This is a genomic window from Pseudomonas sp. JC1203 (assembly GCF_056175065.1).
On the sequence record NZ_JBWCAM010000015.1, the window covers coordinates 1 to 17,727 of the forward strand.

The 17,727-nt window shown below is 64.3% G+C and carries 16 protein-coding genes and 3 tRNA genes; 6 read left to right on the plus strand and 13 right to left on the minus strand.

Going from position 1 to position 17,727, the window contains the following annotated elements:
• Nucleotides 1-312: 312 nt before the first annotated feature.
• From AC0SZ7_RS21140 to csrA, 3 genes are all read left to right on the plus strand, one after another.
• Nucleotides 313-1,113, plus strand: a complete 801-nt coding sequence (locus AC0SZ7_RS21140; protein ID WP_475506210.1) for a glucose 1-dehydrogenase — start codon at nucleotides 313-315, stop codon at nucleotides 1,111-1,113.
• Nucleotides 1,106-2,917, plus strand: coding sequence for a glycoside hydrolase family 15 protein (locus tag AC0SZ7_RS21145; protein ID WP_475506211.1), 1,812 nt, complete (start codon nucleotides 1,106-1,108; stop codon nucleotides 2,915-2,917). The genes AC0SZ7_RS21140 and AC0SZ7_RS21145 overlap by 8 nt, the downstream gene beginning before the upstream one ends.
• Before the next feature lie 300 nt (nucleotides 2,918-3,217).
• Nucleotides 3,218-3,415 (plus strand): carbon storage regulator CsrA, encoded by a 198-nt coding sequence (gene csrA / locus AC0SZ7_RS21150; protein WP_027979421.1) that lies wholly within the window; start codon nucleotides 3,218-3,220, stop codon nucleotides 3,413-3,415.
• 90 nt (nucleotides 3,416-3,505) lie between these two features.
• Here the strand turns inward: csrA and AC0SZ7_RS21155 are convergent, their stop codons facing one another.
• The 11 genes from AC0SZ7_RS21155 to AC0SZ7_RS21205 form a co-directional block, all read right to left on the minus strand.
• A complete protein-coding gene (locus tag AC0SZ7_RS21155) occupies nucleotides 3,506-5,914 on the minus strand; it encodes a hybrid sensor histidine kinase/response regulator (protein ID WP_475506212.1) in 2,409 nt (802 codons plus the stop codon).
• 40 nt (nucleotides 5,915-5,954) lie between these two features.
• Nucleotides 5,955-6,413 carry a response regulator gene (locus AC0SZ7_RS21160; RefSeq protein ID WP_475506213.1) on the minus strand — a complete coding sequence of 153 codons (459 nt, stop codon included), beginning with the start codon at nucleotides 6,411-6,413 and terminating at the stop codon, nucleotides 5,955-5,957.
• 17 nt (nucleotides 6,414-6,430) lie between these two features.
• On the minus strand, nucleotides 6,431-8,743 hold the full coding sequence (locus AC0SZ7_RS21165) for an ATP-binding protein (protein ID WP_475506214.1): 2,313 nt from the start codon (nucleotides 8,741-8,743) through the stop codon (nucleotides 6,431-6,433).
• 174 nt (nucleotides 8,744-8,917) lie between these two features.
• Nucleotides 8,918-9,658 (minus strand): hypothetical protein, encoded by a 741-nt coding sequence (locus tag AC0SZ7_RS21170; RefSeq protein ID WP_475506215.1) that lies wholly within the window; start codon nucleotides 9,656-9,658, stop codon nucleotides 8,918-8,920.
• Between the two features lie 184 nt (nucleotides 9,659-9,842).
• A tRNA-Leu gene (locus AC0SZ7_RS21175) sits at nucleotides 9,843-9,929 on the minus strand.
• Nucleotides 9,930-10,156: 227 nt separating this feature from the next.
• Nucleotides 10,157-10,230, minus strand: a tRNA-Cys gene (locus AC0SZ7_RS21180).
• A gap of 43 nt (nucleotides 10,231-10,273) precedes the next feature.
• Nucleotides 10,274-10,349 (minus strand) — tRNA-Gly (locus tag AC0SZ7_RS21185).
• A 66-nt stretch (nucleotides 10,350-10,415) separates the two neighbouring features.
• Nucleotides 10,416-10,976 (minus strand): CDP-diacylglycerol--glycerol-3-phosphate 3-phosphatidyltransferase, encoded by a 561-nt coding sequence (gene pgsA, locus AC0SZ7_RS21190; protein ID WP_416423354.1) that lies wholly within the window; start codon nucleotides 10,974-10,976, stop codon nucleotides 10,416-10,418.
• Between the two features lie 33 nt (nucleotides 10,977-11,009).
• Nucleotides 11,010-12,833 (minus strand): excinuclease ABC subunit UvrC, encoded by a 1,824-nt coding sequence (gene uvrC, locus AC0SZ7_RS21195; RefSeq protein ID WP_475506216.1) that lies wholly within the window; start codon nucleotides 12,831-12,833, stop codon nucleotides 11,010-11,012.
• 2 nt (nucleotides 12,834-12,835) lie between these two features.
• Nucleotides 12,836-13,480 (minus strand): response regulator transcription factor GacA, encoded by a 645-nt coding sequence (gene gacA, locus AC0SZ7_RS21200; protein ID WP_416423352.1) that lies wholly within the window; start codon nucleotides 13,478-13,480, stop codon nucleotides 12,836-12,838.
• A gap of 116 nt (nucleotides 13,481-13,596) precedes the next feature.
• Nucleotides 13,597-13,965 carry a helix-turn-helix domain-containing protein gene (locus tag AC0SZ7_RS21205; RefSeq protein ID WP_475506217.1) on the minus strand — a complete coding sequence of 123 codons (369 nt, stop codon included), beginning with the start codon at nucleotides 13,963-13,965 and terminating at the stop codon, nucleotides 13,597-13,599.
• Nucleotides 13,966-14,046: 81 nt separating this feature from the next.
• Here AC0SZ7_RS21205 and AC0SZ7_RS21210 point away from each other — a divergent pair, with 81 nt between their 5' ends.
• Nucleotides 14,047-14,259 carry a DNA-binding protein gene (locus AC0SZ7_RS21210; RefSeq protein WP_475506218.1) on the plus strand — a complete coding sequence of 71 codons (213 nt, stop codon included), beginning with the start codon at nucleotides 14,047-14,049 and terminating at the stop codon, nucleotides 14,257-14,259.
• A 13-nt stretch (nucleotides 14,260-14,272) separates the two neighbouring features.
• Here AC0SZ7_RS21210 and AC0SZ7_RS21215 read toward each other — a convergent pair whose 3' ends face one another.
• Entirely contained in the window at nucleotides 14,273-14,707 is a 435-nt protein-coding gene (locus AC0SZ7_RS21215; RefSeq protein ID WP_475506219.1) for a GNAT family N-acetyltransferase, read from the minus strand.
• Nucleotides 14,708-14,718: 11 nt separating this feature from the next.
• Nucleotides 14,719-15,471, minus strand: a complete 753-nt coding sequence (locus tag AC0SZ7_RS21220; protein WP_475506220.1) for a carbon-nitrogen hydrolase family protein — start codon at nucleotides 15,469-15,471, stop codon at nucleotides 14,719-14,721.
• A 679-nt stretch (nucleotides 15,472-16,150) separates the two neighbouring features.
• On the opposite strand from AC0SZ7_RS21220, the gene AC0SZ7_RS21225 reads away from it, so the two are divergent.
• Together AC0SZ7_RS21225 and AC0SZ7_RS21230 are read left to right on the plus strand one after the other, a co-directional pair.
• A complete protein-coding gene (locus AC0SZ7_RS21225) occupies nucleotides 16,151-17,233 on the plus strand; it encodes a 3-deoxy-7-phosphoheptulonate synthase (protein ID WP_475506221.1) in 1,083 nt (360 codons plus the stop codon).
• Nucleotides 17,234-17,395: 162 nt separating this feature from the next.
• Nucleotides 17,396-17,677: a peptidylprolyl isomerase gene (locus AC0SZ7_RS21230; RefSeq protein WP_375747239.1), complete on the plus strand. Its 282-nt coding sequence runs from the start codon at nucleotides 17,396-17,398 to the stop codon at nucleotides 17,675-17,677.
• Nucleotides 17,678-17,727: the final 50 nt, after the last annotated feature.

Below are 17,727 nucleotides of genomic sequence, written 5' to 3' on the forward strand. Positions count from 1 at the left end.
ATGTTCGAGGTCGGCTCGTTCAACTGTTCGGGCTTGTAGCCAGAGCGGAGAGGTGAATGGCGGTTCTGCTGCTACACGTGCTTATCAACACTGCTGCCGAACAACCTGCCATTCACCGCTCTCACCTCAGATTCTATTCCCTTCTCTAGACACAAGCTGCCGCCAGGCTGCGTCAGGCCACGCCGCGGTATGCCTGGAGATGCGCGGTGCGTTCGGACGCGGCCTGCGGCCGCTGCTACGGGGCGGGGATTTCGCTGAACTCTTCGCGCCGCGCGCCAGTCGACTGTGCACGCCCATTGCCCGGAGAGCGGCATGCACATTTCCCTGCAACATCAGGTCGCGCTGGTGACCGGCGCCAGCTCTGGCCTGGGTGCCGGCGCCGCGCTAGCCCTGGCCGAGGCTGGCGCCGCGGTGGTCATCAACTACAACCGCCACGGTGAGCCCGCCGAGCAGCTGGCCGAGCGTATTCGCGAACAGGGCGGCAAGGCCATCACCGTGCAGGCCGACGTGTCAAAAGAGGACCAGGTGCAGGCATTGTTCGCCCGCACCGTGGAAACTTTCGGCGCGCTGGACATTCTGCTGGCCAACTCGGGCCTGCAGCGCGACGCCGCCACCGTCGACATGAGCCTGGCCGACTGGAACCAGGTGCTGGAGGTGAACGTCACCGGCCAGTTCCTCTGCGCCCGCGAAGCCTTGCGCCAGTTCACCCGCCAGGGCCCCAGGCCGTGGGTGTCACGGGCGCTGGGCAAAATCATCCACATGAGTTCCGTGCACCAGCTGATCCCTTGGGCCGGCCACGCCAACTATGCCGCCTCCAAGGGCGCCGTCGACCTGCTGATGCGTAGCATCGCCCAGGAAGTAGGTAGCCAGCGCATTCGCGTGAATGCCATTGCCCCCGGCGCGGTGCGCACGGCCATCAACCAGGACACCACCGAGGGCGACAACGCCCGGCGCCTGCTGGAGCTGATCCCCTATGGCCGCCTGGGCGAGGTCGAGGACGTGGCCAACGCCGTGGTCTGGCTGGCCTCCGATGCCTCGGACTACGTGCACGGCACCACCCTGTTCATCGATGGCGGCATGAGCCTTTACCCAGGATTCAAAGACAATGGCTGAACACGACACGCAACGCCCCATCCAGGCCCACGGCATCATCGGCGACATGCGCAGCGCCGCACTGATCGCCGACACCGGCGCGGTGGACTTCTTCTGCTGGCCGGACTTCGACAGCCCGTCCATTTTCACCGCCCTGCTGGACACGCCCGAGGCCGGGGTATTCGAACTTGCCCCACTGCTGCCGGGCGCGCGACGCCAACAGATCTACCTGCCCGACAGCAACATTTTGCAGACACGCTGGATCGACCATGAGGCCGTGGTGGAGATCACCGACCTGATGCCAATCGGCGAAACCGCCGATGACCTGCCGCGCCTGGTGCGGCGCATCCGCGCGGTGAACGGCACTGCGCAGGTACGCATGCGCTGCCGGGTGCGCCATGACTACAGCCGTGCGGCCAGCACCGCCCGGCAGGACGGCGACAGCGTGCGCTTCACCGCTGAAGGCCAGCCTGGCCTGCGCCTGGCGTCCTGCCAGGCACTGAGCGCCACGAGTGACGGTTGGGCGCTGGCCGAGTTCGAGCTGCGCGAAGGCCAATGTGCCGAGTTCATTCTGGGCGGCGACGACGACCCGCTGGTGCGTGCCGGCCAGGGCCTGAGCTGCTTCGAACACACGCTGAAGTTCTGGCGCGACTGGTTGCGCCAGTCCAGCTACCAGGGGCGCTGGCGCGAGATGGTCCACCGCTCGGCCCTGGCGCTGAAGCTGCTGACCTCGCGCAAGCACGGCGGCATCATCGCCGCGCCCACCTTCGGCCTGCCCGAGCAGGCCGGCGGCGCGCGCAATTGGGACTACCGCTACACCTGGATCCGCGACGCCTCGTTTACCGTGTATGCGTTCATGCGCCTTGGCTTCAGCGAAGAGGCCAACGACTACGTGCGCTGGGTGCGCGCGCGGGTCAGCGACTGCTGCCAGGAGAAGGTCGACCTGCGCCTGATGTACGCCCTGGACGGCCGCCAGGAGCTGCCGGAAAGCGAACTGCCGCACTTGGCCGGCCACGGTGGCGCGCAACCCGTGCGTATCGGCAATGGCGCCTACACGCAGACGCAGCTGGACATCTACGGCGAGCTGCTGGACGCGGTGTACCTGGCGAACAAATACGGCGAGGCCATTTCCCATGAGGGCTGGGCCAACGTGCAGACCCTGGTGGACAAGGTGTGCGAACGCTGGCAAACCAAGGACGTGGGCATCTGGGAGATGCGCGACAACCCGCAGCACTTCCTGCACTCGCGGCTGATGTGCTGGGTAGCCCTGGACCGCGCCCTGCGCCTGGCGAACAAACGCTCGCTGCCGGCCCCCTTCGCCCGTTGGGACGAGGTGCGCCAGGCCATTCATGCCGACATCTGGGACAACTTCTGGGACGCCGACGCCGGGCACTTCGTGCAGCACCTGGGCAGCCGCGAAGTGGACGCCGCCTTGCTGCTGATGCCGCTGGTGCGTTTCGTCGGCGCCAGCGACCCGCGCTGGCTGGCGACGCTGGCCGTGATCGAACGCAAGCTGGTGCGCGACGGCATGGTATACCGCTACCGCAGCGGCGACGGCCTGGACGGCGAGGAAGGCGCGTTCACGGCGTGCAGCTTCTGGTACGTGGAGTGCCTGGCGCGGGCGGGCCGGGTGGAGCAGGCGCACCTGGAGTTCGAGCAGCTGTTGCGCTACGCCAGCCCGCTGGGCCTGTACGCCGAGGAGTTTGACCGCCAGGGCTGCCACCTGGGCAACACGCCGCAGGCGCTGTCGCACTTGGCGCTGATCAGCGCCGCCAGCTTCCTCGACCGCAAGCTGGGCGGCCAGCGCACCCATTGGCAGCCATGACGCGGTGCTTGTGGGAGCCGGCTTGCCGGCGAGTTTTGGGCGGATCCGAAAAACTCGCTGGCAAGCCAGCTCCCACAAAGGGCATGACGAATTGTGCATGTGCAATGAAGTTTTTCATTCAGGCAGGCGCAAACGCGTGGAAACAGCCATAATGGCATGCATCACATCCTGATACTTATTTGTTTCCTATTCTGAAAAGACCGGATCAAGGCAAGTTCGGGGAATTTAATCCGGTCTTGTGCGTCTCAATCCCGACCCGAAAGTCAAAAGTGGACTCACTGACCCAGCAAGGAGCAGCACATGCTGATACTCACTCGTAAAGTAGGCGAGACAATCGTCATCAACGACGACATCAAAATTACCATCCTGGGCGTCAAGGGGATGCAGGTTCGCATCGGCATCGACGCGCCGAAGGAAGTCCAGGTTCACCGCGAAGAAATCTACAAACGCATTCAGGCCGGCAGCCCTGCCCCCGAAAAAGAAGACCACAACCACTAAGGTCTCCTGCGTTCCCGCCTTGCCGCCTGGGCCTTAGGCCCAGTCGCACGTTCTCGAAGCCACCACGGTGCTGAAGGTGCCCCTGTTCATTCAGGGCAGCGGTTGCGTGCCCGCAAGGTTGTGCTCGGCCACCAGTGCCTGCTCCAGCTTCTCGGCCAGTTCATCGTCACGGAACGGCTTCTGCACCACCAGGGGTTCATTGCCCACCAGGCCGCCCATTTCCGCATACCCGGTGATAAACACCACGGGCAACTGCGGGAACAGGCCACGCGCCACCTGGGCCAACTGCGCACCGTTCATGCCCGGCATGGCGTAGTCGGTCACCAGCACGTCCACCTGCTCGCTCAACACATCCAGCGCCACCTGGCCGCTGGCGGCTTCCAGCACGCGGTAGCCCAGGCGTTCGAGCAACTGCGCGGTCACCTCGCGCACCTGATGGTCATCGTCCACCAGCAGCACCGTGCGGTCGCCACCGTTGACCGGGCGCTCAGTGCGCGGCGCCGCAGCGGCAGGCCGCTCGACATGGGCGGCCAGCGCCGGCAGGTAAACGTCCACCGTGGTGCCCTGCCCCGGCGCCGTGACAATGCCCACGCCGCCGCCCGATTGCTTGGCGAAGCCGAACACCTGGGCCAGGCCCAGGCCTGAACCCTTGCCGATGTCCTTGGTGGTGAAGAACGGCTCGAACGCCTTTGCCAGCACCTGGGCGCTCATGCCGCTGCCGGTGTCGCCGATGGACAGCACCACGTAGGCACCCGGCTCCGGGTCTTGGGGACTCTGTGCCGGGCGCTCGACGGTTTCGTTGCGGGTACCCAGGCGCAACGTGCCGCCGCCAGGCATGGCGTCGCGGGCGTTGATGGCCAGGTTAAGGATGATCATCTCGGTTTGCGTGGGGTCGACCAGCGCGCTCCACAGGCAATCGTCGGTGTGGGTCTGGATCCAGATGCTGCCACCCAGGGTGCGCTGCAGCAGCTCGAACATGCCGAACACGGTGTCGTTGAGGTTCACCGGAATCGGCTCCAGCCGCTGGCGCCGGGAGAACGCCAGCAACTGCGCGGTCAGCTTGGCACCGCGCTCGCCGGCTTCCTGGATGTTGTGCAGGCGGCTCTGCACCTTCTCCATCACCCCGCGCGACAGGTCGCGGGACAGGAAGGTGGCGCTGGTGAGAATCACCGTCAGCAGGTTGTTGAAGTCGTGCGCCACGCCGGCAGTCAGTTGCCCCACCGCTTCCAGGCGCTGCATCTGCTGCAGCGTGGCCTCGATACGTTCGCGCTCATTGATCTGCTGGCGCAATTGTTCGTTGGCCGCGGCCAGCTCGTCGAGCACCGCGCGTTCGCTGGTGATGTCGCGCACGGCGGCGTACATCAGGTCCTCGTCGGGGACGATGGTCCAGGACAGCCAACGGTAGTCGCCGTTGGCGTGGCGCATGCGGTTGACGAAACGGGTGGAAACGTTGCCGCTGGCAATGTTCTCGGTCTCGCGCACCGTGGCGCCGATGTCGTTGGGGTGCACCAACTCCCACAACTGCATCTGCCCCAGGGTTTGCCGCGACCAGCCCAGGGCGTCTTCCCAGGCGGGGTTGAGGGCGATGGGCGACATGTCGAAGCGCATCACCGCCAACAGCTCGCGGGACAACTCCCAGGTGCGGTCACGCTCGCGGGTGCGTTTTTCCACGCGGTCGCCAAGCAGTTCGTTCAAGCGTTGCAAGGCTTCGGTGGCTTGCTTCTGTTCGGTGATGTCCTGGATGACGCCGGTGAAGCGCACGCACACCAGGCCTTCGAAGAACGCCCGGCCACTGGTGGACAACCAGCGTTCGCCACCGTCGGGCAACAGCGCACGGTACTCCACCTGATAGCCGACACTGCCTTGGGGGGACATGGCCTGGGCCATCCTGGCCTGCACCAGCGAACGGTCCTCGGGGTGGCAGTGCTCAACAAAATAGGCCATGTCGATGGGCGTGGATTCGGGGATGCCGTACAGCGCGCGGCAGCGCTCGTCCCACAGCAGCAGGCCGGTGACCGGGGAAAAATCCCACACGCCCATCTGCGCGGCATCGATGGCCAGGCGCGCACGCACTTCCACCTGCTGCAGGTTTTCCTCGGCGCGCACGCGCTGGCGGCGCTCGTCCACCTCGGCCAGGGCGCGCTTCACGGCCTTGGGCAGCAGGCTGAGGTTTTGCTTGAGCACGTAGTCGATGGCGCCCAGGCGCATCATCTCCACGGCGTTTTCTTCGCCGAACACGCCGGAGAGGAAAATGAACGGGGTCTGCGGGGCGATCTCGCGCGCGCGCTGCAACACTTGCGCGCCGGACGAACCGGGCAGCAGGAAGTCGCACAGAATCAGGTCAAACACTTTGGTGCGCAGGGCTTGCTCGGCACCCTGGTGGTTGTACACCAGTGTCGATTCAATCACCAGGCCGGCCCGCTCCAACGTGAGCAAGCTCAGTTCGGCGTCGCGCGGGCTGTCTTCAATCATCAGCAGTTGCAGGGGCTTGGACAGCATACGCAGGTGTCGATCTCGCTTGGGGTATACCGCTAAAGGGTCAGGTGGGGCGGCGCTGCAGGCGCAACGAGCCCGGCGGCGGCTCGTTGAGCACAGCCCAGAACACGCCGAGGTCGGAGATCGCCGCGACGAACTCCTTGAATTCCACCGGCTTGACCACGTAGGCGTTCACGCCCAGTTCGTAGGCGCGCATCAGGTCCGGCTCTTCGCGTGACGAGGTCAGCATCACCGTGGGAATGCTGCGCAGCTCCGGGGTACCGCGCACGGCCTCCAGCACCTCAAGGCCATCGACCTTGGGCAGCTTGAGGTCCAGCAACAATACCGCCGGGTTGCCTTCGAGGCGCTCGGCATGGGCATTGCGACGGAACAGGTAATCCAGGGCCTCGGCGCCGTCACGCATGACGATCACTTCGTTGGCCAGCTGGCTGCGCTCAAGCGCAACCAGGGTCAGCTCCAGGTCTCGTGGATTGTCTTCCACCAGCAGGATGGGTTTGAGCATGTATGGCCTCAGTACAATTAATCTTGGGAATGGGCCGCGGGCCGGGGCAAGGCGAAGCTGAACGTCGCCCCTTCACCCAGGCTGCCCTGGGCCCACACACGGCCATCATGGCGTTCGATGATACGGCGCACGCTGGCCAGGCCAATGCCGGTACCTTCGAATTCTTCCATGCGGTGCAGGCGCTGGAACACGCCGAACAGCTTGTCGACGTACTCCATGTCGAAACCCACACCGTTATCACGAACATAGACAACCGTTTCGCCGATTTGCTCAGTGGCGCCGATTTCGATGATGGCCGGGTCGCTGCCGCGGCTGTATTTGATCGCGTTGCTGATCAGGTTGCGCAGCGCCAGGTGCAGGAAGGCGGCGTCGGCGGTAACCCGAGGCAGCGGCTGAATGTGCCACTGCACCTCGCGCCCTTCATAGTCGGGCGCCATCTCCAGGCGGATGGCTTCCACCAGCGCCCCCAGGTCGACGTCGGACAGGCGCAGGGCCGCACGGCCCATCTGCGAGAAGCTCAACAGGTTGTCCACCAGGCTGCCGGCGAAACGCGCCGACTCGCCAATGTGGTCGAGGAAGCGCTGGCCGCGCTCGGAGAGTTTTTCGCCCTCGAAGTCGCCCAGAAGCTCGGCGTAACCGGCGATGTGCCGCAGCGGCGCACGCAGGTCATGGGAGACGCTGTAGGAGAAGGCTTCCAGCTCTTTGTTCGAACGTTTCAGCTCGCCCGCCAGCTGTGCCAGCTCCTCGGCCTTGCGCAGCACGATGCCCAGCACTGCGGTACGCAGCTCGGCCACGCCCTCCACTTCCAGCGGGTCCCAGGCGGTGGAGAAGCCTTTGACGGTCTGTTGCCAGCTGTCGAAGCTGTTGCGCGGGGTGAGCGTGCCTGTGGCACTGACGGCTTTTTCCGGCTGCCCGGCCCAGGTCACGGTGCGCGCCTGCTCGGGCTTGAACCAGATGAGGTAGTGCGAGTGAATTTCCGAGATGGCCACCGCCAGCACGCCGCCGATGTGCGCCGCCAGCCCGGGCAGGCTGGGGATGTCCCGGCCGACGTTGTCACTGTGGAACACGGCGTTGCCGCCGCGCTCGGCCAGCCATTCGGTCAGTGCCAGCACCAATTCCTGGGGCGGGGTGTCGCCCACCAGGTCGCAGCTGGACGAGGTGATGATGGCGGCGCCGCCAGCCCGGGCAAAGCCCAGCAGCGTGTCGCTCAAGGCCAGGGCGCCGTCGCGCACGCTGTCGCGGTCGGCCATGGCCGACAACAGTTGCACGATCTGCTGGCGCACCCCCAGCAGGCGCTGGTTGCGCACGTGCAGCTCCATGGATTCGATCTGCAGCGACAGCACGCTGCCCAGCAGTTCGCAGGCCGTGCGGCTCTGGAACCGCACGGGCCGCGGGTCGGCATGGTGGCAGGAAATCAGGCCCCAGAGCTTGCCGCCCACCACGATGGAAATCGACATGGACGCCAGGGTGCGCATGTTGCGCATGTACTGCAGGTGCACCGGCGAGACGCTGCGCAGCGCCGCGTGGCTGAGGTCCAGCGGCTTGCCCGTGACCGGGTTGAGTGCCGGCACCAGCGCCGCCGGCACGTAGTTGGCGTCCTCGATGACGCGGATGCGGTTGGCGCAGTACAGCGCGCGCGCCTGGGGCGGGATGTCCGACGCCGGGAAGCACAGGCCCAGGTAGCTGGGGTAGCCGGCGTCGGCCTCCTCGGCCAGCACCAGGCCGTTGCCCGCCGCGTCGAAACTGTAGGCCTTGACCCGGCCGAAACCGGTGATGCGCTTGACCTCGGCCACCGCCTGGGCGCACACCTGCTGGATGCTGTCGGCACCCTGCAACTGGCCAATGAAAGTACGCACCAGCGGATAGAGGCTGGCGTAGGCCGCCAGCACGTCGCTGGCAGGCTCGAATTCGGCGATCAGCACACCGTCGTAGCGGTGCACCATCAAGGCTATCGGCGGCCCGTCGTAAGTGCCCACGGCGAAACGCACGTCGGCCACATGCACCGGCTTGTGCTCTTCGCTGGCCCGCTCGGCCAGCAGCCGCACCACCTGGGCGCCGTTGTGCAGTACATCCGGCAAAGCCTGCCCCAACCACCAGGGCGCGGGCTCACCCAGCCAACGCTGGATGTTCTCACTGACCTGCAGCACCACCAGGCTGTGCGGGTCGAGCACCAGCATGAAACCATGGGGCTGGATGCTGCCTGGTAGATGAATAAGTTCTTTCGCACAGTTGTCGGTGGCCTGAGCCAGGGCAGCTGAATTGTCGCCGGATGTCAAAGAAGATCTCCTTATACGCACCGATCGCTCCAGGACGGGAACGGCACGAATCATGGTCATCCGCTCGTAAATCAAACAGACAGTCAGGACTCAGACAGCACATTAGCAAATTCTATCGCTTTACCTCGGAAAAAACCTCTACAGCCGTTGTACAACCCTCCACCCCGTAGCAGCTGCCGAAGGCTGCGTCAGGGTACGTGACGCAGCCTTCGGCAGCTGCTACGGGGGTCACATGCCTTTGGCCACCAATTCCTTGCCGTAGTTCACCAGCCAGCTGCGTACCTGCGGTGTGGTGCCGGCCTTGTCGGCCAGGTGGTGGGTGTTGTTCGACACCCAGGTGAGCCGGGTGTAACTGTTGCCATCGGCATCGCGCACCCCGTACATCATGCCGCGGTGCCCGGCCAGGTCGACGTTGGCCAGTTCCTTGATGGTAGTCACCGACACGCCCTTGAGCACCATGTCCTGCAACAGCAGGTCACCGTCCGGGCAGTGCAGATAACGGCGCAGGCCGTTAAGCCCATCATCGGTGGCGACGCCCATCTTGTAGGACGCCTGCACCTCACACTGCCGCGTCAGGCCCAGGCGCGGCGGCTCGTACAGCCCTGGCGCATTGGCCCGCTTGCGCGCGGGGCGCTGGGCCTGCATCTGCGCCAGCCGCGCGGCCATGCTGGCGTTGTCCACGGTTTCCACGTAGCTGGCAGGCTTGCGGCGCTGACGCAGCTTTTCGGCGATCAACGCCCGCTCTTCGGCGCTGGGCCCCATGGGCATGCCGGTACTGGCCCGCAACAGGTGCGCGCTGGTCATGGCCGCTTCCAGGTTGTCCTGCTGGCGCAGGGGAATGTCGTAAATCGAGATCTCGCGGTTGCCTTCCGCTACCGGCGGCCGCTCAAGCGGCGCGGCGTGGGCAGACAGCGCTACCACGACGGGGGAAAACAACAGGCCGCAGGCCAGGGTCTTGGTGGGGGTCATGGTTTCAGTCCTTGAAACACGAAGGGCAACGTATTGGATCAACACGGCCGTTGAATCGTTTTACTACAAACAGAATAAATGGGGAATGCGGGGCGTGGGGTGATTTGGGTCAAGGGGCGGGGCGCATAGCCCAAAAACAACAAGGGCCTGCCAGCACAATGTGCGGCAAGCCCTTGATTTTGTGTGGTGCCCGAAGCCGGGGTCGAACCGGCACGTCCTTACGAACGGGGGATTTTAAGTCCCATGCGTCTACCAATTTCGCCATTCGGGCGGTAGCGCGGTGCAGCTTTCAACACGGGATTTCAAGTCCCTTGCGCTCGCTTTCTTAATGCGCGCCAATGACTTGAAGTCACCAGGCCATACAGCTGCGAGCCGTCGAATATATACATCCCCCCCTGCTGACGCAATAACCATCAGGGGCTTTCCAAGACAAAATATTACATCGTCATGGAAATAAAAAAGCTCTGTAGATCAAGGATCTACAGAGCTCGTTTATAATGGAGGCCGAGGTCGGAATCGAACCGGCGTAGACGGATTTGCAATCCGGAGCATAACCACTTTGCTACTCGGCCTCAAATGTGAAGCAACTTTACAACCGCTGCTCCACATGTAAAGTGGAGCGGGAAACGAGACTCGAACTCGCGACCCCGACCTTGGCAAGGTCGTGCTCTACCAACTGAGCTATTCCCGCGTCGTGTTGATGGGCGCCATTCTAACGATTTAAAAATCGCCGTCAACCCTTTGATTCAAAAAAGTTTTATTTATTTTCAGAATGGCTGTTCAGGTGCGGCCACGCAGCGCGCAGGTAGTGCGCCATGGACCACAGGGTCAGCGCCGCCGACACCACCAGCAGGCCATAACCCAGCAGCACCCAGAACGTAATGGCGGGCGGGTTGGCCAGCAGGATCACCAGCGCCAGCATCTGCGCGGCGGTTTTCCATTTGCCCAGGTTGGACACGGCCACATGGGCACGCGCACCAATTTCAGCCATCCATTCACGCAGCGCCGACACCACGATCTCGCGACCGATGATTACCGCCGCAGGCAACGTCAGCCACACGTTGTGATGGGCCTGCACCAGCAGCACCAGGGCCACCGCCACCATCAGCTTGTCGGCCACGGGGTCGAGGAAGGCGCCAAAGGGCGTGCTCTGCTCCAGGCGACGCGCAAGGTAGCCGTCCAGCCAGTCGGTGGCCGCAGCAATGGCGAAGACAGTACTGGCCGCCGCGTAACTCCACTCGTAAGGGAGGTAGAACAGCAGGATGAAGAACGGAATGAGCAGGACGCGCAGAACGGTAAGCAGGTTCGGGATATTCATCGGCACAACTGGCGGCTGGGTGAGTGGGGAATTCTACTCGCTGTGCAGGTTCGCATAAATCGACTCCGCCAGCTTTTTGCTGATGCCAGGGGCTTTGGCAATTTCTTCGATGCTTGCACGAGACAGCTCCTGCAAGCCACCAAAATGTTTCAACAAATCGCGTCGGCGCTTCGGCCCCACGCCCGCCACCCCTTCAAGGGTCGAGGTGCGCCGGGTCTTGCCGCGCCGGGCGCGGTGGCCGGTAATGGCAAAACGGTGGGCTTCATCGCGGATCTGCTGTATCAGGTGCAGCGCCGGCGAATCGCCCTTCAGGGTGAATTCGTGGGCCACGTCGTTCAGGTACAGGGTTTCGAAACCGGCCTTGCGGGTGGTGCCTTTCGCCACGCCCAGCAAAATCAGGTCCGGCACCGCCAACTCGTCCAGCACCTCGCGGGCCATGTTCAACTGGCCCTTGCCGCCGTCCACGAGCAGCACGTCGGGCAGCTTGCCCTCGCCGTCCTTGAGCCGGCTGAAGCGCCGGGTCAGGGCCTGGTGCATGGCGGCGTAGTCGTCGCCGGCGGTCACGCCTTCAATATTGTAACGGCGGTAGTCCGACTTGATCGGCCCTTCCGGGCCGAACACCACGCAGGAAGCCACCGTGGCCTCGCCGCTGGAGTGGCTGATGTCATAGCATTCAAGGCGCTGCGGCGGCTCGTCGAGGTTGAGCACTTCGGCCAGGGCGTCGAACCGCGCGGCCACGTGCTGACGGTTGGCCAGGCGTGCGCTCAGGGCCTGCTCGGCGTTGGTCACCGCCAGTTGCTGCCAGCGCGCACGCGTGCCGCGCACCCGGTGGCTGACACTGAGCTCGCGCCCGCGCAGGCTGTCGATGGCGGCCACCAGGGCCTCGACGTCCTCGGGCACCACGTTGACGATCAGCTCGCTGGGCAGGTCGCGTTCGGAGCTGGTGAGATAGTACTGGGCAAGGAATGCCGACATGACCTCGGCCACCTCCTCCTCGATGCCCACCTGCGGGAAGAAATTCTTGCTGCCCAGCACCCGCCCACCGCGCACGCTGATCAGGTGCACGCAGGCGCCGCCGGGGTTGACGAAGGCCGCCACCACATCGACATCGCCGCTGCCGCCTTCCATGCTCTGCTGGTCCTGCACCCTGCGCAGCAAGGCGATCTGGTCGCGCAGCAGGGCCGCGTTTTCGAAATCCAGGGCCATGGCAGCCTTTTCCATGCTGGCCGACAGCTCATTGGTGAGCTGGTGGCTGCGCCCTTCGAGGAACATGATCGAGTGGCGCACGTCCTCGGCGTATTCCTCTGGTTCCACCAGGCCCACGCACGGCGCCTTGCAGCGCTTGATCTGGTACTGCAGGCACGGCCGGGTGCGGTTCTTGTAGTAGCTGTCCTCGCACTGGCGCACGAAGAAGGTCTTCTGCAACAGCCCCAGGCTTTCGCGAATGGCGCCGGCACTGGGGTAAGGCCCGAAATATTTGCCCTTGGCCTTCTTGGCCCCACGGTGGATGCTCAGGCGCGGGAACTGGCCGTCGGACAGGAACACATAAGGATACGATTTATCGTCGCGCAGCAGGATGTTGTACGGCGGCCGCCATTCCTTGATCAGCGTCTGCTCCAGCAGCAGCGCCTCGGTCTCGTTGGCGGTGATGGTGGTTTCCACCTGGGCGATACGCCCCACCAGCGCGGCGGTCTTGGGCGCCAGGCCCGTCTTGCGGAAATAGCTGGCCAGGCGTTTCTTGAGGTTCTTGGCCTTGCCCACGTACAGCAGGCGCGCCTCGCTGTCGAACATGCGGTACACACCAGGGCGACCGCTACAGGTGGACAGGAAGGCAGAAGGATCGAAAGGGGTGTCCATGGTCAAAGTGCAGCGTCAACCATGCCGTGCCGTACTGCCAACAGCGTCAGCTCCACGTCGCTGGCGATCGACAGTTTCTCGAAGATGCGGTAGCGGTAGGTGTTCACGGTCTTGGGCGACAGGCACAGCTTGTCGGAGATGATCTGCACCTTCTGGCAGTTGACGATCATCAACGCGATCTGGATCTCGCGCTCGGACAGCAAGTCGAAAGGCGAGTTGGTGGTCTGTGGCTGGAACGACTTGAGCGCCAGTTGCTGGGCGATCTGCGGGCTGATGTAGCGCTGCCCGGCAAACACCAGGCGAATGGCCTGGATCATTTCATCCAGGCCCGCGCCCTTGGTCAGGTAGCCGGCGGCGCCGGCCTGCAGCAGCCGCGTGGGGAACGGGTCTTCTTCACAAACCGTCACCGCCACCACCTTGATGTCGGGGTAACTGCGCAGCAGCTTGCGCGTGGCTTCCAGGCCGCCGATGCCAGGCATCTTGACGTCCATCAGGACCACGTCGGGCTTGAGCTCACGGGTCAGCCTCAAGGCTTCTTCACCCGACTCGGCCTGGCCGATTACCTGCAGCCCATCGATGTCCGCCAGCATACGCGTAATGCCCGTACGTACCAGGTCATGATCATCGACAACTAGGACCCTAATCAAGCAGACACCTCGTTCTTGTGGGCTTTACAGAATGTTAGCCACCTTATCAAAAAATCGGATCCGTAACCTAGCGCAAAGCGTCATCTACATGACGCCATGCGTCTGCCTGGTGGCTGTCATCGTGGCTTTGGCGCCCCGCGACGCGTGCGCGTGGTGTAGCTGGCGGCCATTTCTGCGAGGCTGATAGCCATGTGCCGAATAGCGTCCTGCCCCTCCCTTGGCAGCACTCGATAATGCCCCAGAACATGCTCCTCGGCCTGGCTTAGCCGATCAGCGGGGATGGGCGCGCGAACCCCCGTGAGCACGTAGAGCACATCGACACCGTGGGTGGCGACGCTGGCGAGGTACGTCGCCTTGGGCGTGCGCTCACCGCTTTCGTATTTTCCCTGGGCGTTGGGCTCGACACCACCGATGTCGCCAAACTCCTTTTGGGTCAGGCCAAGCCTGTCCCGCTCTTCCCGCAAACGCGAACCGATTCCAGTCATTTGAATGTATAATCCCTTATTAATCACCCATTCGGGTGATGTCTATAACCACAATTACACCAAATAAAACGGACTTGAACTATGCACGGTATACGGACTGCCGCACAAGCCAGGGCCTGGCTAGACCAGCAGGGAAAATCGGTACAAGAATTTGCCAGGGAACATGGCGTGGATCCGGCAACCACCTATCAGGTGCTGTCGGGACGCAAGAAGGGACGCCGCGGGGAATCGCACCGCGTCGCCGTTTTGTTGGGGATGAAGGACGGCATATTGCCGGAACGGGCGCCCAAGTGACGGGCACCCCGGGTCAGTCGGCGCTCAGGCGCTCCATGCGCCAGAAGCACTGATCCTCGCCCACCTCGGCAAAGCCTTTGCGCAGGTAAAGGTGCCGGGCGGGGTTGGACTGGAACACCATGAGCCGCACCCGCGGCAGGCGCCGCTCGCGAGCCAGCTCCACGATCCGGTCCAGCGCCCACCCGCCAATGCCGCGGTTGCGCGCTTCGGGCAGCAGGTGCAGTTCACGGATGAACAGCGCCTGCCGGTCGATGCTCAGGCTGAAATAGCCCTGGCCGATGCCATCGGCCAGGACAATGAAATTGTCGCGCCACAACCAGGCCTGGTTGAACGCCTCTTCCTGCCACAGCAGGCTGTAGCGGCCGTAATAGGGCAACATGGCCCGGCGCGTAAGGTCACGCGCGAAGGTCAGGTCATGCTCGGTGGCCGCACGCAGCGCAAGCTCCATCGCCCCTCCCCTCAAGTGAACTGAACCACGTCGCCCTGCCAGCCGTGCGTACCCAGGCGCGCCACCAGCAACTGGTCACCCGCCCCTTGGGCTTGGACAATGCGCGTGCCGCGGGCGTCCCACAGCACGCTGCGCCCGGCGGCCTGCCAGCCACCCGTGACGCCACCGTGGTTGGCCACCAGCACCGCCATGCCATGGGTTTGAGCATAGCCCTGAAGGATAGCGCTATCGACCGCGTAGCCCGTTTCGCCGATGAGCACGCTGGCCGCGTACAGGCTGGCGCCGGCCTCGCGTGCCAGGCGCGCATGGCTGGCCTGGCCGAAGTCTGCGCACACCGCCAGGGCAATCTGCTCGCCGCCCAACTGCAATGGCGCGCCGCCATGGCCGGGAATGAAATACACCTCCTCGCCGCCGTGCAGGTGCTGCTTGGTGTAGACCGCCTGCTGGCCATCGGCACCCAACACCAGCGCGCCGACGTACACGCCCGGCTGCCCGGCTGCACGCAGGGGCAGGCCGACCACGGTGGTGATACCCAGCAGGCGCGCGCGGTCGCGCAGGGGTTGCAGCACGGGCGCGTCAGGGGCCAGCGCAAGGTCGGCAGCCAGCGTCGGCTCGTAGCCAGTGAGGGACAGTTCGGGGAACAGCAGGAACTGCACGCCGTGTGCGGCGGCCAGGTCCATGAAGCGCAGGTGATGGGCGATGTTGGCGGCGAGGTCACCGGCCACTGAACAGGCTTGGGCGGCGGCAATGCACAGGCGGGTCATGGGTCCTTCCCTTTGAGCAGACGAGAAGGCCTGCATCATGCCGCAACATTTCCCCCAACGCACGATCTCCGTAGCAGCTGCCGAAGGCGGCGTCCGAGGCCATCCGCGAAATCCGTGGTGCCCCGTGACGCGGCCTGGTGGCCGCTGCTACGAGGGTGATGTGAATAGTTCTTGAAACATTTAGCCACGCTGCAGTAAGCTCGGCGCATCGAAACGGAGACATTTCATGTCGCACCCAGCTCACCTCCAGGCTCAACACACTGCCAGCGCTCGTCGCCCGGTAGCGGTTGCCTGCGCGTGCGCTGCCGTTGTTGCAGATTATTACTATGGGTATTGGTTTAGCCACTGGCGCGCCTGATACCTGATATCCGGCGGCCAGATTCCAAGGTCGCCCGGTTTGAGAAACTCCAAAACCCCCGGTCGGCCTCCCGACCGGGGGTTTTGTTTTTTCCGCCTTCCAACATTTGATACAGAGGATTACCGCAATGAACTACGCCACCTATTACCGCTACGACTACTGCACCGCCTGGCGATTTACCACCCTCCGTTCGGGCCAGCTTGCCGCCTCCGACCGGTCCTGCCTGGGTGGCCATACACAGACAAACGTCATTAGTCGAACATCGCGATAGGGTTGCGCGAGCGCAGCAGACTGCGCCGCCAACCCAGGGAAAAAATACACATGAACATCTCCATCAGCGCCCTGCCCCTTGCCACCGCCCCCGTCCAGGCCCTGGCGCCTGCTGCCAACGCCCCGGCCTTGCAACGCCTGCCCAGCACCACCGAACTCAAGCAACAGCTGCCCCTGAGCCGCGACCTGGCCCAACAGGTGAACGCCCACCGCAACGCGATCCGCGCCATTCTTGAAGGCCGCGACGAACGCGTGCTGGTAGTGGTCGGCCCCTGTTCGCTGCACGACCCCGAATCCGCCCTGGAGTACGCCGAGCGCCTCGCCGCCCTGGGCAGCGACCTGAAAGGCCAGATGCTGCTGGTAATGCGCGCCTACGTGGAAAAGCCGCGTACCACCGTGGGCTGGAAAGGCCTGGCGTACGACCCGCGCATGGACGGCAGCGACGACATGGTGGGCGGCCTGAAACTGTCCCGCGAGCTGATGCGCGAAATGCTGCACATGGGCCTGCCCCTGGCCACCGAGCTGTTGCAGCCCATGGCCGCCGGCTACCTGGACGACCTGCTGAGCTGGGTGGCGATCGGTGCCCGCACCACCGAATCGCAGATCCACCGCGAGATGGCCAGCGGCCTGAAGATGCCCGTGGGCTTCAAGAACGGCACCGATGGCGGCGTTGCCATTGCCTGCGACGCCATGCGCAGCGCCGCCCACCCGCACCGCCACTTCGGCGTGTCGGCCGACGGCCACCCGGCGATCATCGAGACCACCGGCAACCCCGACACCCACCTGGTGCTGCGCGGCGGCCACCGTGGGCCGAACTACGACCAGGACAGCGTCGCACAGGTGCACAGCGCCCTGGGCAAGGCCGGTATCCCGGCGCGCATCATGGTCGACTGCAGCCACGCCAACAGCAGCAAGAACCCGCTGCGCCAGCCCGAGGTGTTCAACGACGTGCTGCGCCAGCGCCTGGCCGGTGACCGCTCGCTGGTGGCAACCATGCTCGAAAGCCACCTGTTCGAAGGATGCCAGGCCATTGGCCCGGGCATGCGCTACGGCGTGTCGGTGACCGACGGCTGCCTGGGCTGGGACGACACCGAGGCGCTGCTGCGCAACGCCGCGCGCCAATTGCGCGGCTGAGCCGGACGCAGCCTTCGGCAGCTGCTACGCGTGTAAAACAATGCGGTCCCGTAGCAGCGGCCGCAGGCCGCGTCCCGGGGGCCACATAATCGCCCCTGGGGCAGCGCTTTTGCGCAAATTGCGGTAGGCTGCCTTCTTTAAGTTTTTTTGGAGTACGTTCCCATGGCCAAAGCCACTGCCCGTCACATCCTGGTTTCCTCCGAAGCCAAGTGCAACGAACTGAAAGCGCAAATCGAAGGCGGCGCCGATTTCGCCGAAGTCGCCAAGGCCAACTCTACCTGCCCATCCAGCCGCCAGGGCGGTGACCTGGGTTCGTTCGGCCCAGGCCAGATGGTCAAGGAATTCGACACCGTGGTATTCAGCGCCCCGGTCAACGTGGTGCAAGGCCCGGTCAAGACCCAGTTCGGCTACCACCTGCTGGAAGTCACCAGCCGCCAGGACTGATACCTGTCCCGCTGCTGACGGCCCGCCTTGTGCGGGCCGTTTTGTTTGTG